Origin of the sequence: Vibrio sp. La 4.2.2 (assembly GCF_027586995.1) — a bacterium.
Taxonomy (GTDB): Bacteria; Pseudomonadota; Gammaproteobacteria; order Enterobacterales; family Vibrionaceae; genus Vibrio; species Vibrio mediterranei.
On sequence record NZ_JAPPTJ010000003.1, the window covers coordinates 87,047 to 101,060 of the forward strand.

Sequence of the window (14,014 nt, forward strand, 5' to 3'; positions counted from 1 at the left end):
TTACTCCATTTGATAGGTATGAGTGAAATGCAATGCGCGATAGGTCCCCTCTTCACTGCGCTCATATCGGAAGCCTCGACGATGAAGCGTGGCCAGCCTAGGGAACCGGTAATGGTCAGGCAACGCCTGTAAAACCTTGTCGCCCAGACGGTCGAGCTGCTCGTCGGTCGTTCCCGCTCCCAAATACACCGACACCGTCAGGACGCCTTGCCACGCGTCATGCTCATCGAGATAGAGCGACGTCAGCTCCCCCTCATCGAGGTACACCATTAACGCGGGGGTTTCTTCTACGGCGAGCAGTCGCCAGCCGGATACAGTGGTTTTGAACGTCGAATCGGGCATTCTGGCCATCAACACGGTCAACACGCGTTGGCGTAGGATGGCGTTTGGCTTCATGCCCATCGTCTTACCAGCTTGTCCACTTCTCGACGCAACTGCTTGGCCATTTCTTGAGGAAATAGGTGGTTGTAAGCCCACCTGACTTGGCGTCGATAATGTTCAAGCGTCACCGTCTGAATATCGAGTTTGATCGCAACCAGAGGGTACCGCCCTTTGGCTTTTCGTTTGAGCACCATCGTCTGATTAAGGGTGGTGGCGCGATACGGTCTATGGCTGCGATGACGTTGTCTTTTGGTGACATAGCGTCCATATCCGTGATGCCCGTCTGCGATGAACGCCCCTACGAACCGATGTCGACCCACGCTGACACCTCGTCGAGTTTGACGCAGTGTGCCAAGCCGACTGGCCATCAGCGGGGCCAACCGCACTTTGGTTTGACGTGAAGGGGATCGCGCGCTGGCACGTTTGATAGGACGGATGCGAGGACGAATCGCTTTTTGAGGGATCCGTTCCGCCTTGGCAATCGCTTTGATGGTCTGCCGCTCTGACACCATCCCCACTTGATTGATGCTTCGATAAACCGCATTCGGCACGGCGGTGTTAGAGAACTGCTGAAGTCGTTGAGCCGCGATCTTAATGTGTGCATAGACGGAGGGGGATTGATACCACGTTGCCATACGCCCTCCTCTAACTCAGGCGCTCCGACAGGTCGTCGGGTTCGTATTGGACGATCACTTTATTGTCCGACCGAAAAGAAGGGGTCACGCACACGCCACGCTGGTTCGTGTTCATAAACCTGATACGGTCACTCAGTCTGGCTTGAACGCCAGAGTTGCCTTGAAACAACAGGTAGTAACTTGGGGCTGGCATGGCTTCAAGGGAGGTCGTTCCCTCGGATTTCAAAGCCAAATATGGGCCTTTGTCTCCAATCATCACCGCTTCACCGAGGCGGGTCCAGATCACTTGCTGGGTTCGAATGACCAGTTCATCAACCGTCATGAGGCGTCGCTCCCAGTTCCATGTCCATTAATTGGACGAATGAAGTTCGCAAATCAGTTGCGGATTACGGACAATGGGCAAGTAAATGGCTCGAGAACGGATTTCCAACCCTTCATCGTGCTTTTTGCGCTCCGTGGTAATGTAGCATTCACGGTTTTTGGTGCTACCACTGAGCACATCGGCGGGCGCTCTCAGCATGGCGAACAAACCGGATTGGACATTCGGGTAACTGGCACCACGACTGACCACTTCGTCCACCTCATCGGCAATGAAATTAATCCCACAGATCTTGATGCGAGTCGGGTCGTCTGCCCATTTCACCAACAGCCTTGGATACAATTCAGCGCCATAAAACTGCTCCACCGAGGCATGCATGAGGATTTGGTAGATCATGTCAGAGCCAATGCGGACGGTGGTCCCGTTCTGCAGCAAATGGCCATAATCTTTGCAAAGCTCACGATTTTTCTTGGCGAGCGCTTGCAACAGTTGTGGGACGTCGGTCGTCGGCGTCCCTAATTTGAGATCCAATTGCCGTGGCGTGGTGCCCATGACACTGTGAAGATTCACCAACACGTCCCCTTTCTTGTTCTTGACGATACCTTTGAGCGCAGAATACGCGGTAAACGCGGCGGTATAACGATGGTTGGCGCGGTGTTTCCCCATGTGAGACTTCGTCAGTGTGGCCAGATCTTGAGCTTGGAGCTTTTTGTCTTTCAATGACTTAATTCGGCTCAGATCGTCGGGAACGATGGCGCTATCAAATGGATAACGGATGAGAACCACCGGTACCGCTTCTTCTGGATCATGCGTATCGATGTTTGGGTGTTGTCCGATTTCACCCGGCATCAAGACTTGGAGGTAGTGACCCGATTTCACCAACATCACCGTGCGGTGTTCTACGGGTTCAGTCCTAAACATATCGAGCACTTCCGACTCAATCGGCGTTGAGTAGTTGTACGCGGTGGTGAGGTTATGAAGCTGAAACGCTTCATGGTCAAAAATGTGGTCCATAACGTAGGTGCCTTACTTACTGGAAATAAGCGTGTTCACGCAGTGGTATCACGCCTGTTTGATGATCAGAAATTGGCGTTCCAAATGTGCAATCACATCGTGTTTGTCGTCGTCACTAATGCCCGTGGGCCAATGAAGGTAGTCGTCGTTGAATACCGAATGCGCCCAATACACCTGACCCTTTTGCATGTGTATGCCATACGCCTGGCTGGCATCCCAAGAGGCCGACGTCGGGTCAATGGGTTCACCCAGTTTGTCGACAATCGTGCCCATTGGGTATGAGGCGGCCGCAGTGAGGGTTTTGTTGCACAGCTCACCCCGTTCGTGAGTCCAAAGTAAAAGGAGTGACTGGGAGACGGGTTTGACGATAGAGTTAATCATGGGTTACGCGTCCTTTATTAATTGGGTCATATCGAAGACCTGATCACGGTTTTCGAGGGTCGAATTCAGCGACAAGTCTTCATCACGCTTGGCCGCTTCAATCTTGATTTTCTCTTTGGCGGACGCCAAATCCGCCCCCTCGACGACCAGCTCAGCGGCGATGTCGCGAACCCCAGCAGACGCGGCCAATTGGTCGACTTGCTGAAGCAGGCGACGCTGCTTTTCTCCTAGCTCTTGGGCTTGGATGGTCACCTGTTGTATCCGCTCGGATAACTCGTGGTTGGTTTGAGTCAGAGCATTGAGCGATTGTTCATGCTCAGCTTGCAGGTCAGCGACAATCCGCTGGTGCTTGGCAATAGACATCATCATGGTCCTCATTTCCTCTTCAGTTTTGATGCCATCAATCAGCCCTAACTCCAACATGCGCTCAGCATTAAAAATACGGGCTTGGAGGGCTTCGATACCATCGGGGGTCATGTGCCGTGCCTCGGCAACACGGTGAAAGAACGTGGCCGCGGTCTCATTGATGAGCGTTTGCCAGCGCTGGGTTTCGGCTTCTGTCATCGCTAAATAGGGCTGGCCATCGGCTTTTGCCTCACCCGAGGCAATGTAGTGCACCTTGGTGTCACCGTCGGTGCGCTCTTCTCGACAGAAAATAGCGCCAATGGAACCGGCCAGGCTGTGCGGGGTCATATACAGTTCGCTACATTGACTCGCGATGGCATAATTGGCAGAAAATGATGTGCCATTGATGAAGCCAACGATGGGCTTGGTTTGCTTGGCCTCTCGCAGGTAATCCAGCAAGTCAAACAGCCCTCTGCTCTCACCACCTGGACCGTCAAACTCGATGACGATCTTGGCAATCGAATCGTCGACCAGTGCGGCGGCGATCTCGGCACGAATGTCACGGTAACTGCGAAGGACCTCGCAATGGGCGTCTAGGCCGCGAAATCGATGCGTCGTGGGTCCAAATACCGTAATATGACCCAGTGTCTCCTCATGGCATTGGGTTCGTCCCGCACCGTCTGCCACAAACAATCTTGGACTGTTGTAATAGTCGCGAAGCGCATGGTAATACGTCTGATGAGCCTCAGTCGTTATCATCATCACTTGGCTCGTCAGTAACTGTAATAGATGTCGCATGTCGGGGAATACCTCTCTCTTCAGCGGCCTGTTTGCTGCGCTGCACACTGTCTAAATGGTGTGCTAAGGTGCTGCCTCGTTGGTTGGCAATTTTCTCCATGGAAATGATGTCCAGTTGCAATTCTTGAGCGAGGGCCTTCGCCGCCTTCAGCGGATCAATTTCTTCCCATTCTGGCCACACCCACTGCGGCGTGGTATAGGGGTATGGGTTGTCAAAAAACGCTGGGAGTTCAGGGCCTGAGGTCAGATGGTAGGCCTCGCAAAACCAACGAATCACCTTATTGAACGCCGGCTCCAGATAGATGGTTCGAAATTGACCGATAAATCGGCGGTGATTGATCATGCCCGCTCTTATCGACGAGTAATTCACTTGAGTTAAATCGCCAGTGAGCATTTCGAACGGGATCCCAAACAATCCTGCAATCATTCTCAACACTTGGTTGTTGTGCTCTTGATAATTTCCGGTGACTTCCGGTGGCGAGGCGGTTTTGATGTCTTTTATCCCATTCAACACCGTGAGATCGCCCGCTCGCACCATGAGCTTTTCCTTGTCGACGTGAGGCCCTTGCCCATGTTGGGGTAACTCCGCGTCTTTTAGTGCGTAGACTTGCTGGCCTTGGCGCTTCATTCGGGATTTGATTTCCACGGTTTGGTTGTCTTTGTACTGTTTCGCAAAGTCCGCACCGGCGGTCACCCAAGGCTGAGCGCCAGACTGCCCTGGGTGAAACACATCGCGAATATCAATGACGTCCTCAACCCGCAACCACACCACCGCCGTATCGGAAAATTGCGGATGGTCTTTGGGGAGCGAGTAGAACGCGTATCGCTTGGGTTTGCCATTCTTGGCGTAATGGACACCGCCTCGAATGTATCCACGGCTCCCTTGCTGTTCGAGCTCGCTCGCAAGACAGGTCGGACTCACGACGTCGAGTTGCAACGGGATCAAGCCATTGGTGCGGCGTCGTACTATGAACGCCCGTCCTTCGACAATCGCCGTCATCACTGCAAGCGCTTGAACACCAGCAAAGTTGGTTTGGTCGGAAAAGTCACTGTAATGGGTCCAATCCCGAAAAGCCGTCAAAAACGCGTCAGGATACACATCGGGATCAAACACTGGAGTTGCGCCATTTCCGATACAACTGGCTCGATAGCGTGTGGCCCCAATACGCACCACTGGATTGTTTCTTAATAAGTGGTGACTGGCTTTGATTTCTTTGCTCAGTGCCGATTCACTTCGCGTGTTATCGTGCGCCTCGGCGTCTGAGAACAACGGCGATTCCGCTGTCGTGGAATAGCTCAAAATACGATCTCCACTTCTATGCTACTCAGAGTTGGGATCGGATTAAGCGACGCCTGCAAGGCTCGTTCGATGTTTCGTAATTCCGTCAGGTTCACGGGCGCGTATTCGAAGGCGTTTTTAAAGCCATCGCTCGTGACGTACTCCACTTTGACCTGTCGCTTGCCTTCAACCAGTTCGGTAATGGCGTGCTGAACTTTGTCGAGATTGTCTTGACTGGCATAGATGGTCATCAGTAATTCTCATAATCAGAGAGTTCATAGCCATCGTGATAAGGCGCAAACTCATCCGATTGCGTGGACTCGGTGTGATGACGTCGCAGCCCCAGTGGCGCATCAGGACTGGCAAGACGTATCGACGGTCGTAAGTATTCATAAAGCCAAAGGAAATACACCAGCAAATCCCAGGGCTCATTGCGCTTATGCCCCGGTTTGATGGCCCATTTTACGTTCGCCCCACTGCCAATCAGGTGCTCCGCGGTGAGCATTTGGAAATAGTCGAGATTGAACGGTTCGCAGTTGGGGTAATGAAGGTAATTCTTGCCAAATCGGAGCAGGTTTAAGCGCTCCGCGGCTTTGTTTTTCAATTGGTGCACATTAATAGTTCGATACTCACACCCGACTTCTTTGTGAACGCGGTAAGACAGCGTCAGATCGGTACTGAACTTATTTTTGCCATACGCGTCGCCTCGAATGGCATAGAGCCACCCTTGATAGGGCACCACAAATTCGAGCATGGCTTTCCAGGCGTGACCATTGCAGTCCATCACCACCGCATAAGCCACCAGCTCCCGACCGTCGATCATCAAAAAAGGTCGGCTCAGCTTATCTAACAGTTGCGCTTGGATTTGTTCGTCTTCGGGATCACCATGCACGGCCCCGTAATCCAATGCCCACGTTTCGCCATTCTCACCCACCGCCCAAAGGTGGTATTCGAATCGACGTTTCTGTGTATCGACAGAGCCAAGAATACATCGCGTCTCTTTGGGCAATGGACGATGCGGCGACCAACACTCTCGTCGAGTGTACAGCTGCTCAAACCCTTGCAGCTTATAGTGCTCAGCGGCATCCGAATACGCCACGCCTACCCTCGTGTTCATGAAAGTCTGCATTTTCGATGCGTCGTTTTTTGCCCGCTCGTACTCGGCCGCAATGGCCGCGAGTGACGTGTTGGGGTTGTCATTGTACGCCGACCAAATATGCCAACTCGCGTTCACTTTACCGCGCTCGTTAGTGTCGCCCGGCTTGTGGCAGTGTCGACAAAGCGCCGTACCCGTGTGGTCCCACAACTCAGGCTCTTGATGCGCGCCACAACAGGTAAACTCCCGCGTCGCTCGCCACTGCCCCTGACTCACCGCACGGTATTTATGCTGCTCTCGAATGGCCTGACCACAGTGCTCACAGGCAAAATGTGCCGATTTGACGTCGTTCGGATCGTAGCGAAAGTGGTCGAGTTTAAGACGTTGAAGGTGTTGGCAATGCGGACAAGGCACGTAAAAGTAACGTTGGTCCCCAAGGAGAAACTCTCGACTGATTTTGCACGTCCCTTTTTCCTTGGGTGTTGAACCCATGACGATTTTTCGTTGCGCTTCGGTCTCGGTTCGAACCATGGCCAAGTCAAGCGGGTCACCTTCTCTGTCTACATTATCCGGATAGCCCGAGACCTCATCCAAAAACAAATAACGAATGGTGGCCATACGAAATGAGTTGGCCGATGTGGCCCAAACGATGCCCAGTTCACCACCGAAAAATCGTTTCTCTTTGGCGGTGTTTCGGCCAAACAACTGCTGTCGCACCGCCGAACAGTGCGTGAGTACTTTGCCGATTTCGTTGGCCGCAAACTTCTCGGCATCGTTCTCGGTGTTTTGCGCAATCATGATGTTGCCGGGGTCGTTGCAGATGATCCAACCCACGGCGGAGTTCATAAAAATGGCGTAACCAACCCGAGCACTTTTCTGTAGAACACTGGTTTCGATATAAGGATGTTCCATCGCTTCTAACCAAGCACGTTGAAACACTTTCGGTCGGTAGATCTGAGCTTGTGGGTTTTCATGCTCAGTCGTCCAATCCACTATCCTCCTCTTCTTCAAGGGCACAATAATATTGCGAATAGCGTTCGAGAATGGTCTCGATAACGTCTTCAAGTTCATCCGCGCTCTTATCCCCTAGTCTTGCTAGCGCGTCCCGTACCACGTCATCGATGTCCTCAAGTAATTCAGGTTCGACGTCTGTGCGCCGCTGAATCTCACTTGTTAGACCCAATAACTTGTTTCTGCAGAAGGACAAGGGACCGTTGTATAACTCGATCATGGCTTCCGCTGGGACGAGCTCACCGACGGCTTGTTGGTTTGCAAGCTTGAGCTTTATCGCGTATTGCTTATCCTTTTCGGCTTTCCAATCCACGCCCTGGGTTGGCGAGTGGATGTCACGATGACTGTTTCCGGTCTTTCCGGTTCGTTTTTGGGCACTGAGCTCCCTGATAAGGTTGGATTGAAATCGAACATAGGCCCGAACCGATTCGTCTACCACCAGCTTGCCATCGCCCGATAAATAAGGCTTAAAGCCCTTTTGCTTCGCGTTATAAATCGTCTTATTTGATACCCCCAATGCGATCGCTAAAGCGGCTTCCGTCATCGTCAAAATCCTCTAAAAACCGGAACCAGTAAGAGCTAAAAAATAAAAAAAAAATTGCCGGAGTCCGGGAGTGTCCGCCCCGTAGAAACGCCGCACTCGGGAGGAAGTACCTTTACGCTCACGTGCCTCTATTGGTTGCCTGTGGCGGCCTCCCATTAGGGAAAGGTCACCCTCACCGCTGCTAGTAACATCAACCTAGGTAATGCGAAGCGCTAGCAATGAAGGTGGTCAATACGTGGCAACCCCTTACACCGTGTCGCCCTACTCTTGCGCTTGTTTCGCCTCCACCCATTGACGCATCTCATCGATTTGATTAATGCACTTGTTCATGGAAGCTCGCCAAATAAGATCGCGGTTTCGAATCACCTCTAAGTTTTGAGCATGAATGACTTGCGGAAGCGGATCATGGAACGGCATCTCGGGCACGATCAGTAGCGCGGCGGGGGGATACATCGGGACGCTGTGGCTGTCGTGCACGATGTGTGGTGGCAGTGTGCCGGTAGAACTGCTGCATCCGCTCATACTCAGCATCACTAAAACGAAGCTCACATACTGGTGTGGGCGGTATGGCATCATCAAGCTTCTCCAACTCGGTCAGGGTGTGCTGTAATTGCGCATCGATGGAAAGGTTGTATTGACGCAGGCGCTGAGCCGTTTGCTGGGATTTGAGTAGCTGCTGCTTTAACGTCATTATCGTTTGATTCAGATGACGGTTGTTAGCGGTAACCATCCCTAACTCGTTTTGCTTCAGTGCCACGACGTTCGTCTGTGCTTTGAGCTTTAGCGTTAACTCATCAACCTCTTTCGCGGTCGCCCACAATGCAACGGCCAACATAGCGGATACGATAAAGGGGGCCGCGCCCACTAACTTAGATAGCGGTAACATGGTGGCTCTGCTACTGCATCCAGTTTTTATAGCTACTTGATACCATGCCTTCTGAATAGAGACGTTCCGCCACCCACATTTCACCAGCTGGCGTAAACAGCGCCTGAGAAAACCCCAGGTCAGTCTGCTTCATCTCTCCCAGTTGTTGGTCAATAAAGGACTGAGTGAAGACCCGACTGCGTTTGACCGTCCCGTTGTATACACCTCCAAGTTCATCGAGAAACTTGTTCAATTTCACGGCGGAGATTTTGTGCTTTTGTGCGACTTGAGTCGCTGTCATTAGCGCGTGGCGTTCTACCAGATTGTCATAAAATCGAACTTTCGATTTTTGCTCCAGCAGCCGCTGTTCGGCCCTCTGCTTTCGTTCAATTTCATCGGCCCATGCTCTAGCCGCTTCCGCTGGGTTGGTGAAATCTGGGAGTACGGTGACTTTGTTGCGGTCAATCCAGAACTGTGTGATCGTTTCTAAATAATCGATATTGTGCTTCGCCACGAACATTTTAGATTCAAGCTCAGGCAGATTGTAATAATCGACGCGACCTTGCCTATCGAGAACTGGGGAAAAGTTTTCCCTAGCGGTATCATCACCAAACATGGAACGAATTTTCTTGTTGATCTCCTTTTTTTCGTAGTTCAGTAAATTGGCCAGCTGCACAGAAGACATGGTTAAGATCCCTGTCTTTACGATACATCCGTTCATGTCCATTTCCTCTTTCATTGCCCAAATGAAGAACACTCAGCCCTGAAGGTATGAACTCAGAGCGAGACGTTCTCTGTTGTATTAATCGCTCAAGCAAAGGGCCGTTTCTTTTTGCCTTCGGATGATTAACCCTTTCAGTTTCACACCACCTCCGTACACCCAGCGCCGAAGCTGGTGGCACGCCGCGGTATAGTTCCCGGCTGTAATGTGTTGATAGATTTGAGTTTTGGAGCCGTCTTGATTGAATTGGAAACGAGCACACCCGGTGTTAAAGATGAACGAGGTAAACGCGTCATACTGTCCCTGAGTCAGGCGAGTATTCGGAAGCGCCTGTTCTAAGCAATGTTGCGCCGCTTCGATATTTCTCGCCCAGTCCTGAGCGACCTGCGCTAAGGGGATGACGTCATTAGGGACGTGATGGGTGTTCCCAATACCATTGGTAATATGGCCCGCGGGACAAACATAAGGCGTCAGACGACACTGTTCTGCATTGCCTATCAATGCCAAACCCTTGTGTGAGAGCTTGACGTCATTCGGCACTATCCCCGTTAGCAGTAAAGCAATCACCGCACCTACCGAACAAGTGATGCGCTTACGGCGCGTCATTCACCGTCATCCTCTTTCAGCACCGACGCCTGTGCGGTGTCCTCTGCCACACGTTTGACCAACAGTTTGTGGTTTTTATATTTGAACACCCAGGTCAGAATAAATGAGGCTAAACCAAGGATAAGCCCTCCGATAACGCCCCATTCGCTGACCGAAAACGCGCCAAGGAGCGTGGTCACGCTGGCGAAAAACTGAATCACCCGTTCACCGCGCACCGTCAAATACGTCGTGATCGCGGCCAACACCGCGGTCAGCACGAATTTTTTGCCTATCCACATACGTGCTCCATAAAAGAAAACCCACCAAGCAAGTGCAAGGTGGGTTGTGAGATCGCCGGATGATGACGAGTAAGACTCCAGCCATAAAAAAAGCCGCTCAATTGGGCTTGAGCGGCTTTCATGTATATTTATCCATACTAGGAATACATACAGTAAACTGCCATCATTTTCAAATCAAGTGCTTTTTGAAGCTTTTTTGAGCGGCTTGGTCGTAACCCATGAGGACGGTCCGAATCACGTCAACATGCCCCTGCCATCGCTCCCAATTGTTCTGATAGTAACGCTTACGCCTTTTCTTAAAGGACTCACTGTTCACTTTTTTGTGTTCACAGTCATACTCCACCAACACTTCTATCAACGTGGAACGAGAGACCGCAGGCAGGTACCAAATCTCACTGCGCACCATTTCTGTTCTCGCACCTTCAGATAATTCGATCGCCACACCACCAGCGATGAATGGGATGAGTGGCAGCACCTTGTCGTAGGTTCGTCGTTGAATCAGGTGACCTTGACGCAGCATTTCAAACACCCAATCAGCGGCAACACTCTCGACTAACCGCCGACGATTACCTTGATTGTTCCAACCGGGAGACGCATAGGCAAAATAACTCCAATCGATCAGATGGGCATCCATCGCGTCGACGGCACTCAAGACTTTCGCCCCATCCAATCGTCGTCCAATTTCCAGGTCACTGTCGCCACCACTCTTGACGCTCACTCCTTCAATAGGCTTTGTGGTGATGCCATCCGTTGCCATATTGATAGCGACGGGCATTGGCCAACGTTCTATTCCAACGACGAGTCCCATAGTCCACCTCTAGACAAATCCCTTGTTGATAATATACTGTATATATATACATACCTTAGAATACATCATGTACCGCTCAATACAAGTCACCGATGCTTATCGCCTAGACCGAATGAATGAACACGGCCCAATAGGGTCTAATAAACGTAATGAAGGCACACTCTCAGCGCTTCTGAAAAATGGTGACACCTTTAAGGCGCCTTTTGGTGGCTTTATTGAAGGCGAGAACCTTATCGGCTTGAGGAGAGTCAAGCTGCTTCATGTTCGATTCCTCTGTGAAGATGAAGACGCGATGACGCCGAGCTACCAAATACCAAAGGACCATTATTTAGTGGGTATTTATCTGGAGAAGAAACTGTACGTGCTGCTTGTCGGCGGGCAACCTCAACACCATTTCTATAAAAATGCTGAGATTGAGACCAACAACAAGGTTTGCCGATTGTTCTGATCCACTCCAGTAGCCACTCTCGTGACTGATAACGACATGGCAACCGGAGGATGTCAGAGTGCACTATTTAGGGAAGTACCGCAGTAACAGCTTAAACATATCAGCGGCATACAGTTTTGGCATATAGCTCGGAACCAATTTAACCCGACGGCTTTGACTGCATTTCTGGAGCGCCGAAGGATAGCGAACTTGCAGCGTTGAGTTCGCTTTAAAGAACCGCTCCGCTTTATGATAATCATACGTAATGAGTTTACTAAGGTGGGGTGAAAAAGGGCTTTGCATCCAAATATCTTTACCCATCAAGCTGACATCAACACGGCGAAAAAACTCATCCGCGACTTTTTGATAAGGTAGTTCAAAATCAGAGCAATGACTGCTAGGTGAGCGGTCCCCTCTGCGACTGAAGTAATTTGGCCAGCCGATATCATACCCATTGAGCCCTTGCTCTAATGCTAACGTGATTCTCTCGCTCGAGCTCATACAGTTGTTAAAACCAATGATCTGTTTCACGTCATCCAAGATAAGCTTTGACGTGTTACTTTGTGTACTTCCCCCAATATCACCGTGGACACCATTCACGATGTACCCTTCAAAATGGGTAGTCGGGTTTAAGAGGATATCCGCGGCGCCAAAACCTGGCCGTCCCTCATCACGTGATTTGTACAAGTAGAGATGTTTGACGCACTCTGGAGTCTGATAAGATTTATTAAGAAACGGTCCAGGCACCGGATCAAGTAAAATGACGGTCACGTCCATCTTGAGTGAGGGGCGTTCCATTTCAATCTCTTGAAGCGCTTGAGCAATGGCAACCGCTCCACGGCTAAAACCACAAATAGTGACACCAAGCAGATCTGCAACGGTTGGGTGAATCTCCTCGAGAATGTACTCTTTAATTTCGTCGACCATATAGCGCAAGCCGTAGCCGGTTGCAGCGTCTTTGGCCATCCTTAAGGCATACTCTAGTAGGCCCATTCCTCCACTCCCACCCTCGAAGTAATACGGTTCCAAGATCTGCGAATCGAAATACGTTCCCATTTTGACAGTTCGGCCGCTACTTCCTACGCCATCAATGTATTTGTAGTTGTAACAATGCTCTCGAGCCAATCGATCCAGTTCCGTAATGTTACACGTCGAGGCTCTATCCTCACACGTTCCCTGAACTAAAATGAGCGGTTTGCATATCTTCATTTTGCCTCTTTAGTTTGATTTTCCATTATAAACTCAGATGCATAATAGAAGATAAAATCGCCACTTCAAAAATGGGCGAGCATTTCACCGCTTATCGTGCCAATAAGCGGACCCTTATCACGTTGGGATGGGTTGGAGCGTGATAGATTCAAGAGACAAGCAAAAAGAAAAGGGCCATCATTGGCCCCTTACTCACTCATCCAGTACTTACTGATGAAAACAAATACCACAATCTTGCCCCTTGCTCGTTGAGACATTATGTAATTGAGGCGTGGTGATTTGGCGTCGTTGAGTTTCCGCACTTTCAAAGAAGAACATAGGGTTGCTATCGAACGCGACGTCAGGGAACTCCAGACCCGTAAGCTGCTCAATCAATGTAGTGGAAGTTTGGTACTGTTTGAACGGTTCGATATTCTTATTACCTTTAACCTGTCCCATCGCTTGTATCGCTTGGTCGTCTTGAAAAACGATAAACGCATTCGTTTCAAGTGCCCCACTGTCTTTACCGATGTAGGTGATCAACTTCCAGTAAGCAGAAGGTACCAGACCTGGTTCCATATGAGAGTACGGTCTGACCATACGGTCGATTCCGGTGAATATCGGGCCACATAAGATATTGAATCTATTATCAAGATCGCTTGTGTTGTGCTCAATGGCTTTTTCGAGTGCGCCCCATTCATCTTGATTGAAGTTTTTATGTTGAAGAGAGACATTGGTGAAGTAACAAGAGTCTTTGCTGGCTTTATTCGCTTCTCGGGGTGTCTCACCCCACGAAATCGCATCGCGTCGTGTCAAGTGTCCTCGGTCGTATGGGTTTTCGATACCTTCGAGATCTTTATAGTAGATATTGTCCAGTTGGTACTTCTCTTTGATCCGCCTATCTACGCGGAAACGTCGGCCTTCACCATGATTTCGATTGAAGTCCGCATTCGCGGCTGAGTAAAACGCTTGTCTCGTTTGCTTATTCATCACCAGCGAGAAATTGGGGTAACTCAATACGGGCTCCCCACCCTGTATCGGATACACGATATTGCTTTGGTGCTCTTCGGTGATCCTTGGTAAATCAAAGATAAAATCGGCGCCCAAAAAGTCATTTCTATATCCCATCTGCATTGCTAGCCCTCCGTAGTAAGTGAAACGTGCCTCGACTATTCTGGGAGTGAACCCATCATTGCCACTCCTCAGCATAGTCAACAACGCACTTATTCTTCTTACTGGTTTAGGATAGCGATCACAAACTCGATAAAAACGTCAAAAGACGCCTGTTAGAGCAGTTTGCTCATCACGAACAACGTAT

At 50.4% G+C, this 14,014-nt stretch carries 19 protein-coding genes; 1 reads left to right on the forward strand and 18 read right to left on the reverse strand.

Annotated features, from left to right (window positions below; translation table 11 throughout):
• The 16 genes from gpU to OH456_RS06785 all read right to left on the reverse strand — a co-directional run bounded on the left by gpU (nt 1) and on the right by OH456_RS06785 (nt 11,081).
• Nucleotides 1-396 carry a phage tail terminator protein gene (gene gpU / locus OH456_RS06710; protein WP_270033126.1) on the reverse strand — a complete coding sequence of 132 codons (396 nt, stop codon included), beginning with the start codon at nt 394-396 and terminating at the stop codon, nt 1-3.
• Nucleotides 393-1,016, reverse strand: coding sequence for a phage tail protein (locus tag OH456_RS06715; protein WP_270033127.1), 624 nt, complete (start codon nt 1,014-1,016; stop codon nt 393-395). Before OH456_RS06715 ends, gpU begins: the two co-directional genes overlap by 4 nt.
• 10 nt (nt 1,017-1,026) lie before the next feature.
• On the reverse strand, nt 1,027-1,338 hold the full coding sequence (locus OH456_RS06720; RefSeq protein WP_270033128.1) for a hypothetical protein: 312 nt from the start codon (nt 1,336-1,338) through the stop codon (nt 1,027-1,029).
• Nucleotides 1,339-1,365: 27 nt separating this feature from the next.
• Nucleotides 1,366-2,349, reverse strand: coding sequence for a major capsid protein (locus tag OH456_RS06725; RefSeq protein ID WP_270033129.1), 984 nt, complete (start codon nt 2,347-2,349; stop codon nt 1,366-1,368).
• A gap of 48 nt (nt 2,350-2,397) precedes the next feature.
• Nucleotides 2,398-2,730 (reverse strand): hypothetical protein, encoded by a 333-nt coding sequence (locus tag OH456_RS06730; RefSeq protein ID WP_270033130.1) that lies wholly within the window; start codon nt 2,728-2,730, stop codon nt 2,398-2,400.
• Between the two features lie 3 nt (nt 2,731-2,733).
• A complete protein-coding gene (locus tag OH456_RS06735; protein ID WP_270033131.1) occupies nt 2,734-3,837 on the reverse strand; it encodes a S49 family peptidase in 1,104 nt (367 codons plus the stop codon).
• The gene (locus tag OH456_RS06740; protein WP_270033132.1) at nt 3,821-5,173 is read right to left on the reverse strand and encodes a phage portal protein; all 1,353 of its coding nucleotides are present in this window, start codon (nt 5,171-5,173) and stop codon (nt 3,821-3,823) included. The genes OH456_RS06735 and OH456_RS06740 overlap by 17 nt, the downstream gene beginning before the upstream one ends.
• Nucleotides 5,170-5,403, reverse strand: a complete 234-nt coding sequence (locus OH456_RS06745; protein ID WP_270033133.1) for a gpW family head-tail joining protein — start codon at nt 5,401-5,403, stop codon at nt 5,170-5,172. Before OH456_RS06745 ends, OH456_RS06740 begins: the two co-directional genes overlap by 4 nt.
• Entirely contained in the window at nt 5,403-7,241 is a 1,839-nt protein-coding gene (locus OH456_RS06750; RefSeq protein WP_270033134.1) for a terminase gpA endonuclease subunit, read from the reverse strand. The genes OH456_RS06745 and OH456_RS06750 overlap by 1 nt, the downstream gene beginning before the upstream one ends.
• Nucleotides 7,225-7,803 carry a hypothetical protein gene (locus OH456_RS06755; protein WP_270033135.1) on the reverse strand — a complete coding sequence of 193 codons (579 nt, stop codon included), beginning with the start codon at nt 7,801-7,803 and terminating at the stop codon, nt 7,225-7,227. Before OH456_RS06755 ends, OH456_RS06750 begins: the two co-directional genes overlap by 17 nt.
• Nucleotides 7,804-8,064: 261 nt before the next feature.
• Complete coding sequence (locus OH456_RS06760) at nt 8,065-8,220, reverse strand: hypothetical protein (protein WP_270033136.1); 156 nt, start codon at nt 8,218-8,220, stop codon at nt 8,065-8,067.
• Entirely contained in the window at nt 8,207-8,689 is a 483-nt protein-coding gene (locus OH456_RS06765; RefSeq protein ID WP_270033137.1) for a hypothetical protein, read from the reverse strand. Before OH456_RS06765 ends, OH456_RS06760 begins: the two co-directional genes overlap by 14 nt.
• A gap of 10 nt (nt 8,690-8,699) precedes the next feature.
• Nucleotides 8,700-9,389, reverse strand: coding sequence for a phage antirepressor KilAC domain-containing protein (locus tag OH456_RS06770; RefSeq protein ID WP_270033138.1), 690 nt, complete (start codon nt 9,387-9,389; stop codon nt 8,700-8,702).
• A gap of 81 nt (nt 9,390-9,470) precedes the next feature.
• Entirely contained in the window at nt 9,471-9,995 is a 525-nt protein-coding gene (locus OH456_RS06775; RefSeq protein ID WP_270033139.1) for a lysozyme, read from the reverse strand.
• Nucleotides 9,992-10,273, reverse strand: a complete 282-nt coding sequence (locus tag OH456_RS06780; RefSeq protein WP_270033140.1) for an HP1 family phage holin — start codon at nt 10,271-10,273, stop codon at nt 9,992-9,994. Before OH456_RS06780 ends, OH456_RS06775 begins: the two co-directional genes overlap by 4 nt.
• Nucleotides 10,274-10,442: 169 nt before the next feature.
• Nucleotides 10,443-11,081 carry a hypothetical protein gene (locus tag OH456_RS06785; RefSeq protein ID WP_270033141.1) on the reverse strand — a complete coding sequence of 213 codons (639 nt, stop codon included), beginning with the start codon at nt 11,079-11,081 and terminating at the stop codon, nt 10,443-10,445.
• A gap of 67 nt (nt 11,082-11,148) precedes the next feature.
• On the opposite strand from OH456_RS06785, the gene OH456_RS06790 reads away from it, so the two are divergent.
• On the forward strand, nt 11,149-11,529 hold the full coding sequence (locus OH456_RS06790) for a hypothetical protein (protein ID WP_270033142.1): 381 nt from the start codon (nt 11,149-11,151) through the stop codon (nt 11,527-11,529).
• Nucleotides 11,530-11,592: 63 nt separating this feature from the next.
• Here OH456_RS06790 and OH456_RS06795 read toward each other — a convergent pair whose 3' ends face one another.
• Both OH456_RS06795 and OH456_RS06800 read right to left on the reverse strand, forming a co-directional pair.
• A complete protein-coding gene (locus OH456_RS06795) occupies nt 11,593-12,717 on the reverse strand; it encodes a hypothetical protein (protein ID WP_270033143.1) in 1,125 nt (374 codons plus the stop codon).
• Between the two features lie 207 nt (nt 12,718-12,924).
• Nucleotides 12,925-13,830, reverse strand: a complete 906-nt coding sequence (locus OH456_RS06800) for a DNA/RNA non-specific endonuclease (protein ID WP_270033144.1) — start codon at nt 13,828-13,830, stop codon at nt 12,925-12,927.
• Between the last annotated feature and the right edge of the window lie 184 nt (nt 13,831-14,014).

Coding starts and splice junctions, on each gene's coding strand:
- OH456_RS06755 (WP_270033135.1), bottom strand. CDS start 7,803: ATGACGGAAGCCGCTTTAGCGATCGCATTGGGGGTATCAAATAAGACG.
- OH456_RS06735 (WP_270033131.1), bottom strand. CDS start 3,837: ATGATGATAACGACTGAGGCTCATCAGACGTATTACCATGCGCTTCGC.
- OH456_RS06765 (WP_270033137.1), bottom strand. CDS start 8,689: ATGTTACCGCTATCTAAGTTAGTGGGCGCGGCCCCCTTTATCGTATCC.
- OH456_RS06795 (WP_270033143.1), bottom strand. CDS start 12,717: ATGAAGATATGCAAACCGCTCATTTTAGTTCAGGGAACGTGTGAGGAT.
- OH456_RS06770 (WP_270033138.1), bottom strand. CDS start 9,389: ATGAACGGATGTATCGTAAAGACAGGGATCTTAACCATGTCTTCTGTG.
- gpU (WP_270033126.1), bottom strand. CDS start 396: ATGAAGCCAAACGCCATCCTACGCCAACGCGTGTTGACCGTGTTGATG.
- OH456_RS06775 (WP_270033139.1), bottom strand. CDS start 9,995: ATGACGCGCCGTAAGCGCATCACTTGTTCGGTAGGTGCGGTGATTGCT.
- OH456_RS06745 (WP_270033133.1), bottom strand. CDS start 5,403: ATGACCATCTATGCCAGTCAAGACAATCTCGACAAAGTTCAGCACGCC.
- OH456_RS06780 (WP_270033140.1), bottom strand. CDS start 10,273: ATGTGGATAGGCAAAAAATTCGTGCTGACCGCGGTGTTGGCCGCGATC.
- OH456_RS06730 (WP_270033130.1), bottom strand. CDS start 2,730: ATGATTAACTCTATCGTCAAACCCGTCTCCCAGTCACTCCTTTTACTT.
- OH456_RS06785 (WP_270033141.1), bottom strand. CDS start 11,081: ATGGGACTCGTCGTTGGAATAGAACGTTGGCCAATGCCCGTCGCTATC.
- OH456_RS06760 (WP_270033136.1), bottom strand. CDS start 8,220: ATGCCGTTCCATGATCCGCTTCCGCAAGTCATTCATGCTCAAAACTTA.
- OH456_RS06720 (WP_270033128.1), bottom strand. CDS start 1,338: ATGACGGTTGATGAACTGGTCATTCGAACCCAGCAAGTGATCTGGACC.
- OH456_RS06725 (WP_270033129.1), bottom strand. CDS start 2,349: ATGGACCACATTTTTGACCATGAAGCGTTTCAGCTTCATAACCTCACC.
- OH456_RS06790 (WP_270033142.1), top strand. CDS start 11,149: ATGTACCGCTCAATACAAGTCACCGATGCTTATCGCCTAGACCGAATG.
- OH456_RS06800 (WP_270033144.1), bottom strand. CDS start 13,830: ATGCAGATGGGATATAGAAATGACTTTTTGGGCGCCGATTTTATCTTT.
- OH456_RS06715 (WP_270033127.1), bottom strand. CDS start 1,016: ATGGCAACGTGGTATCAATCCCCCTCCGTCTATGCACACATTAAGATC.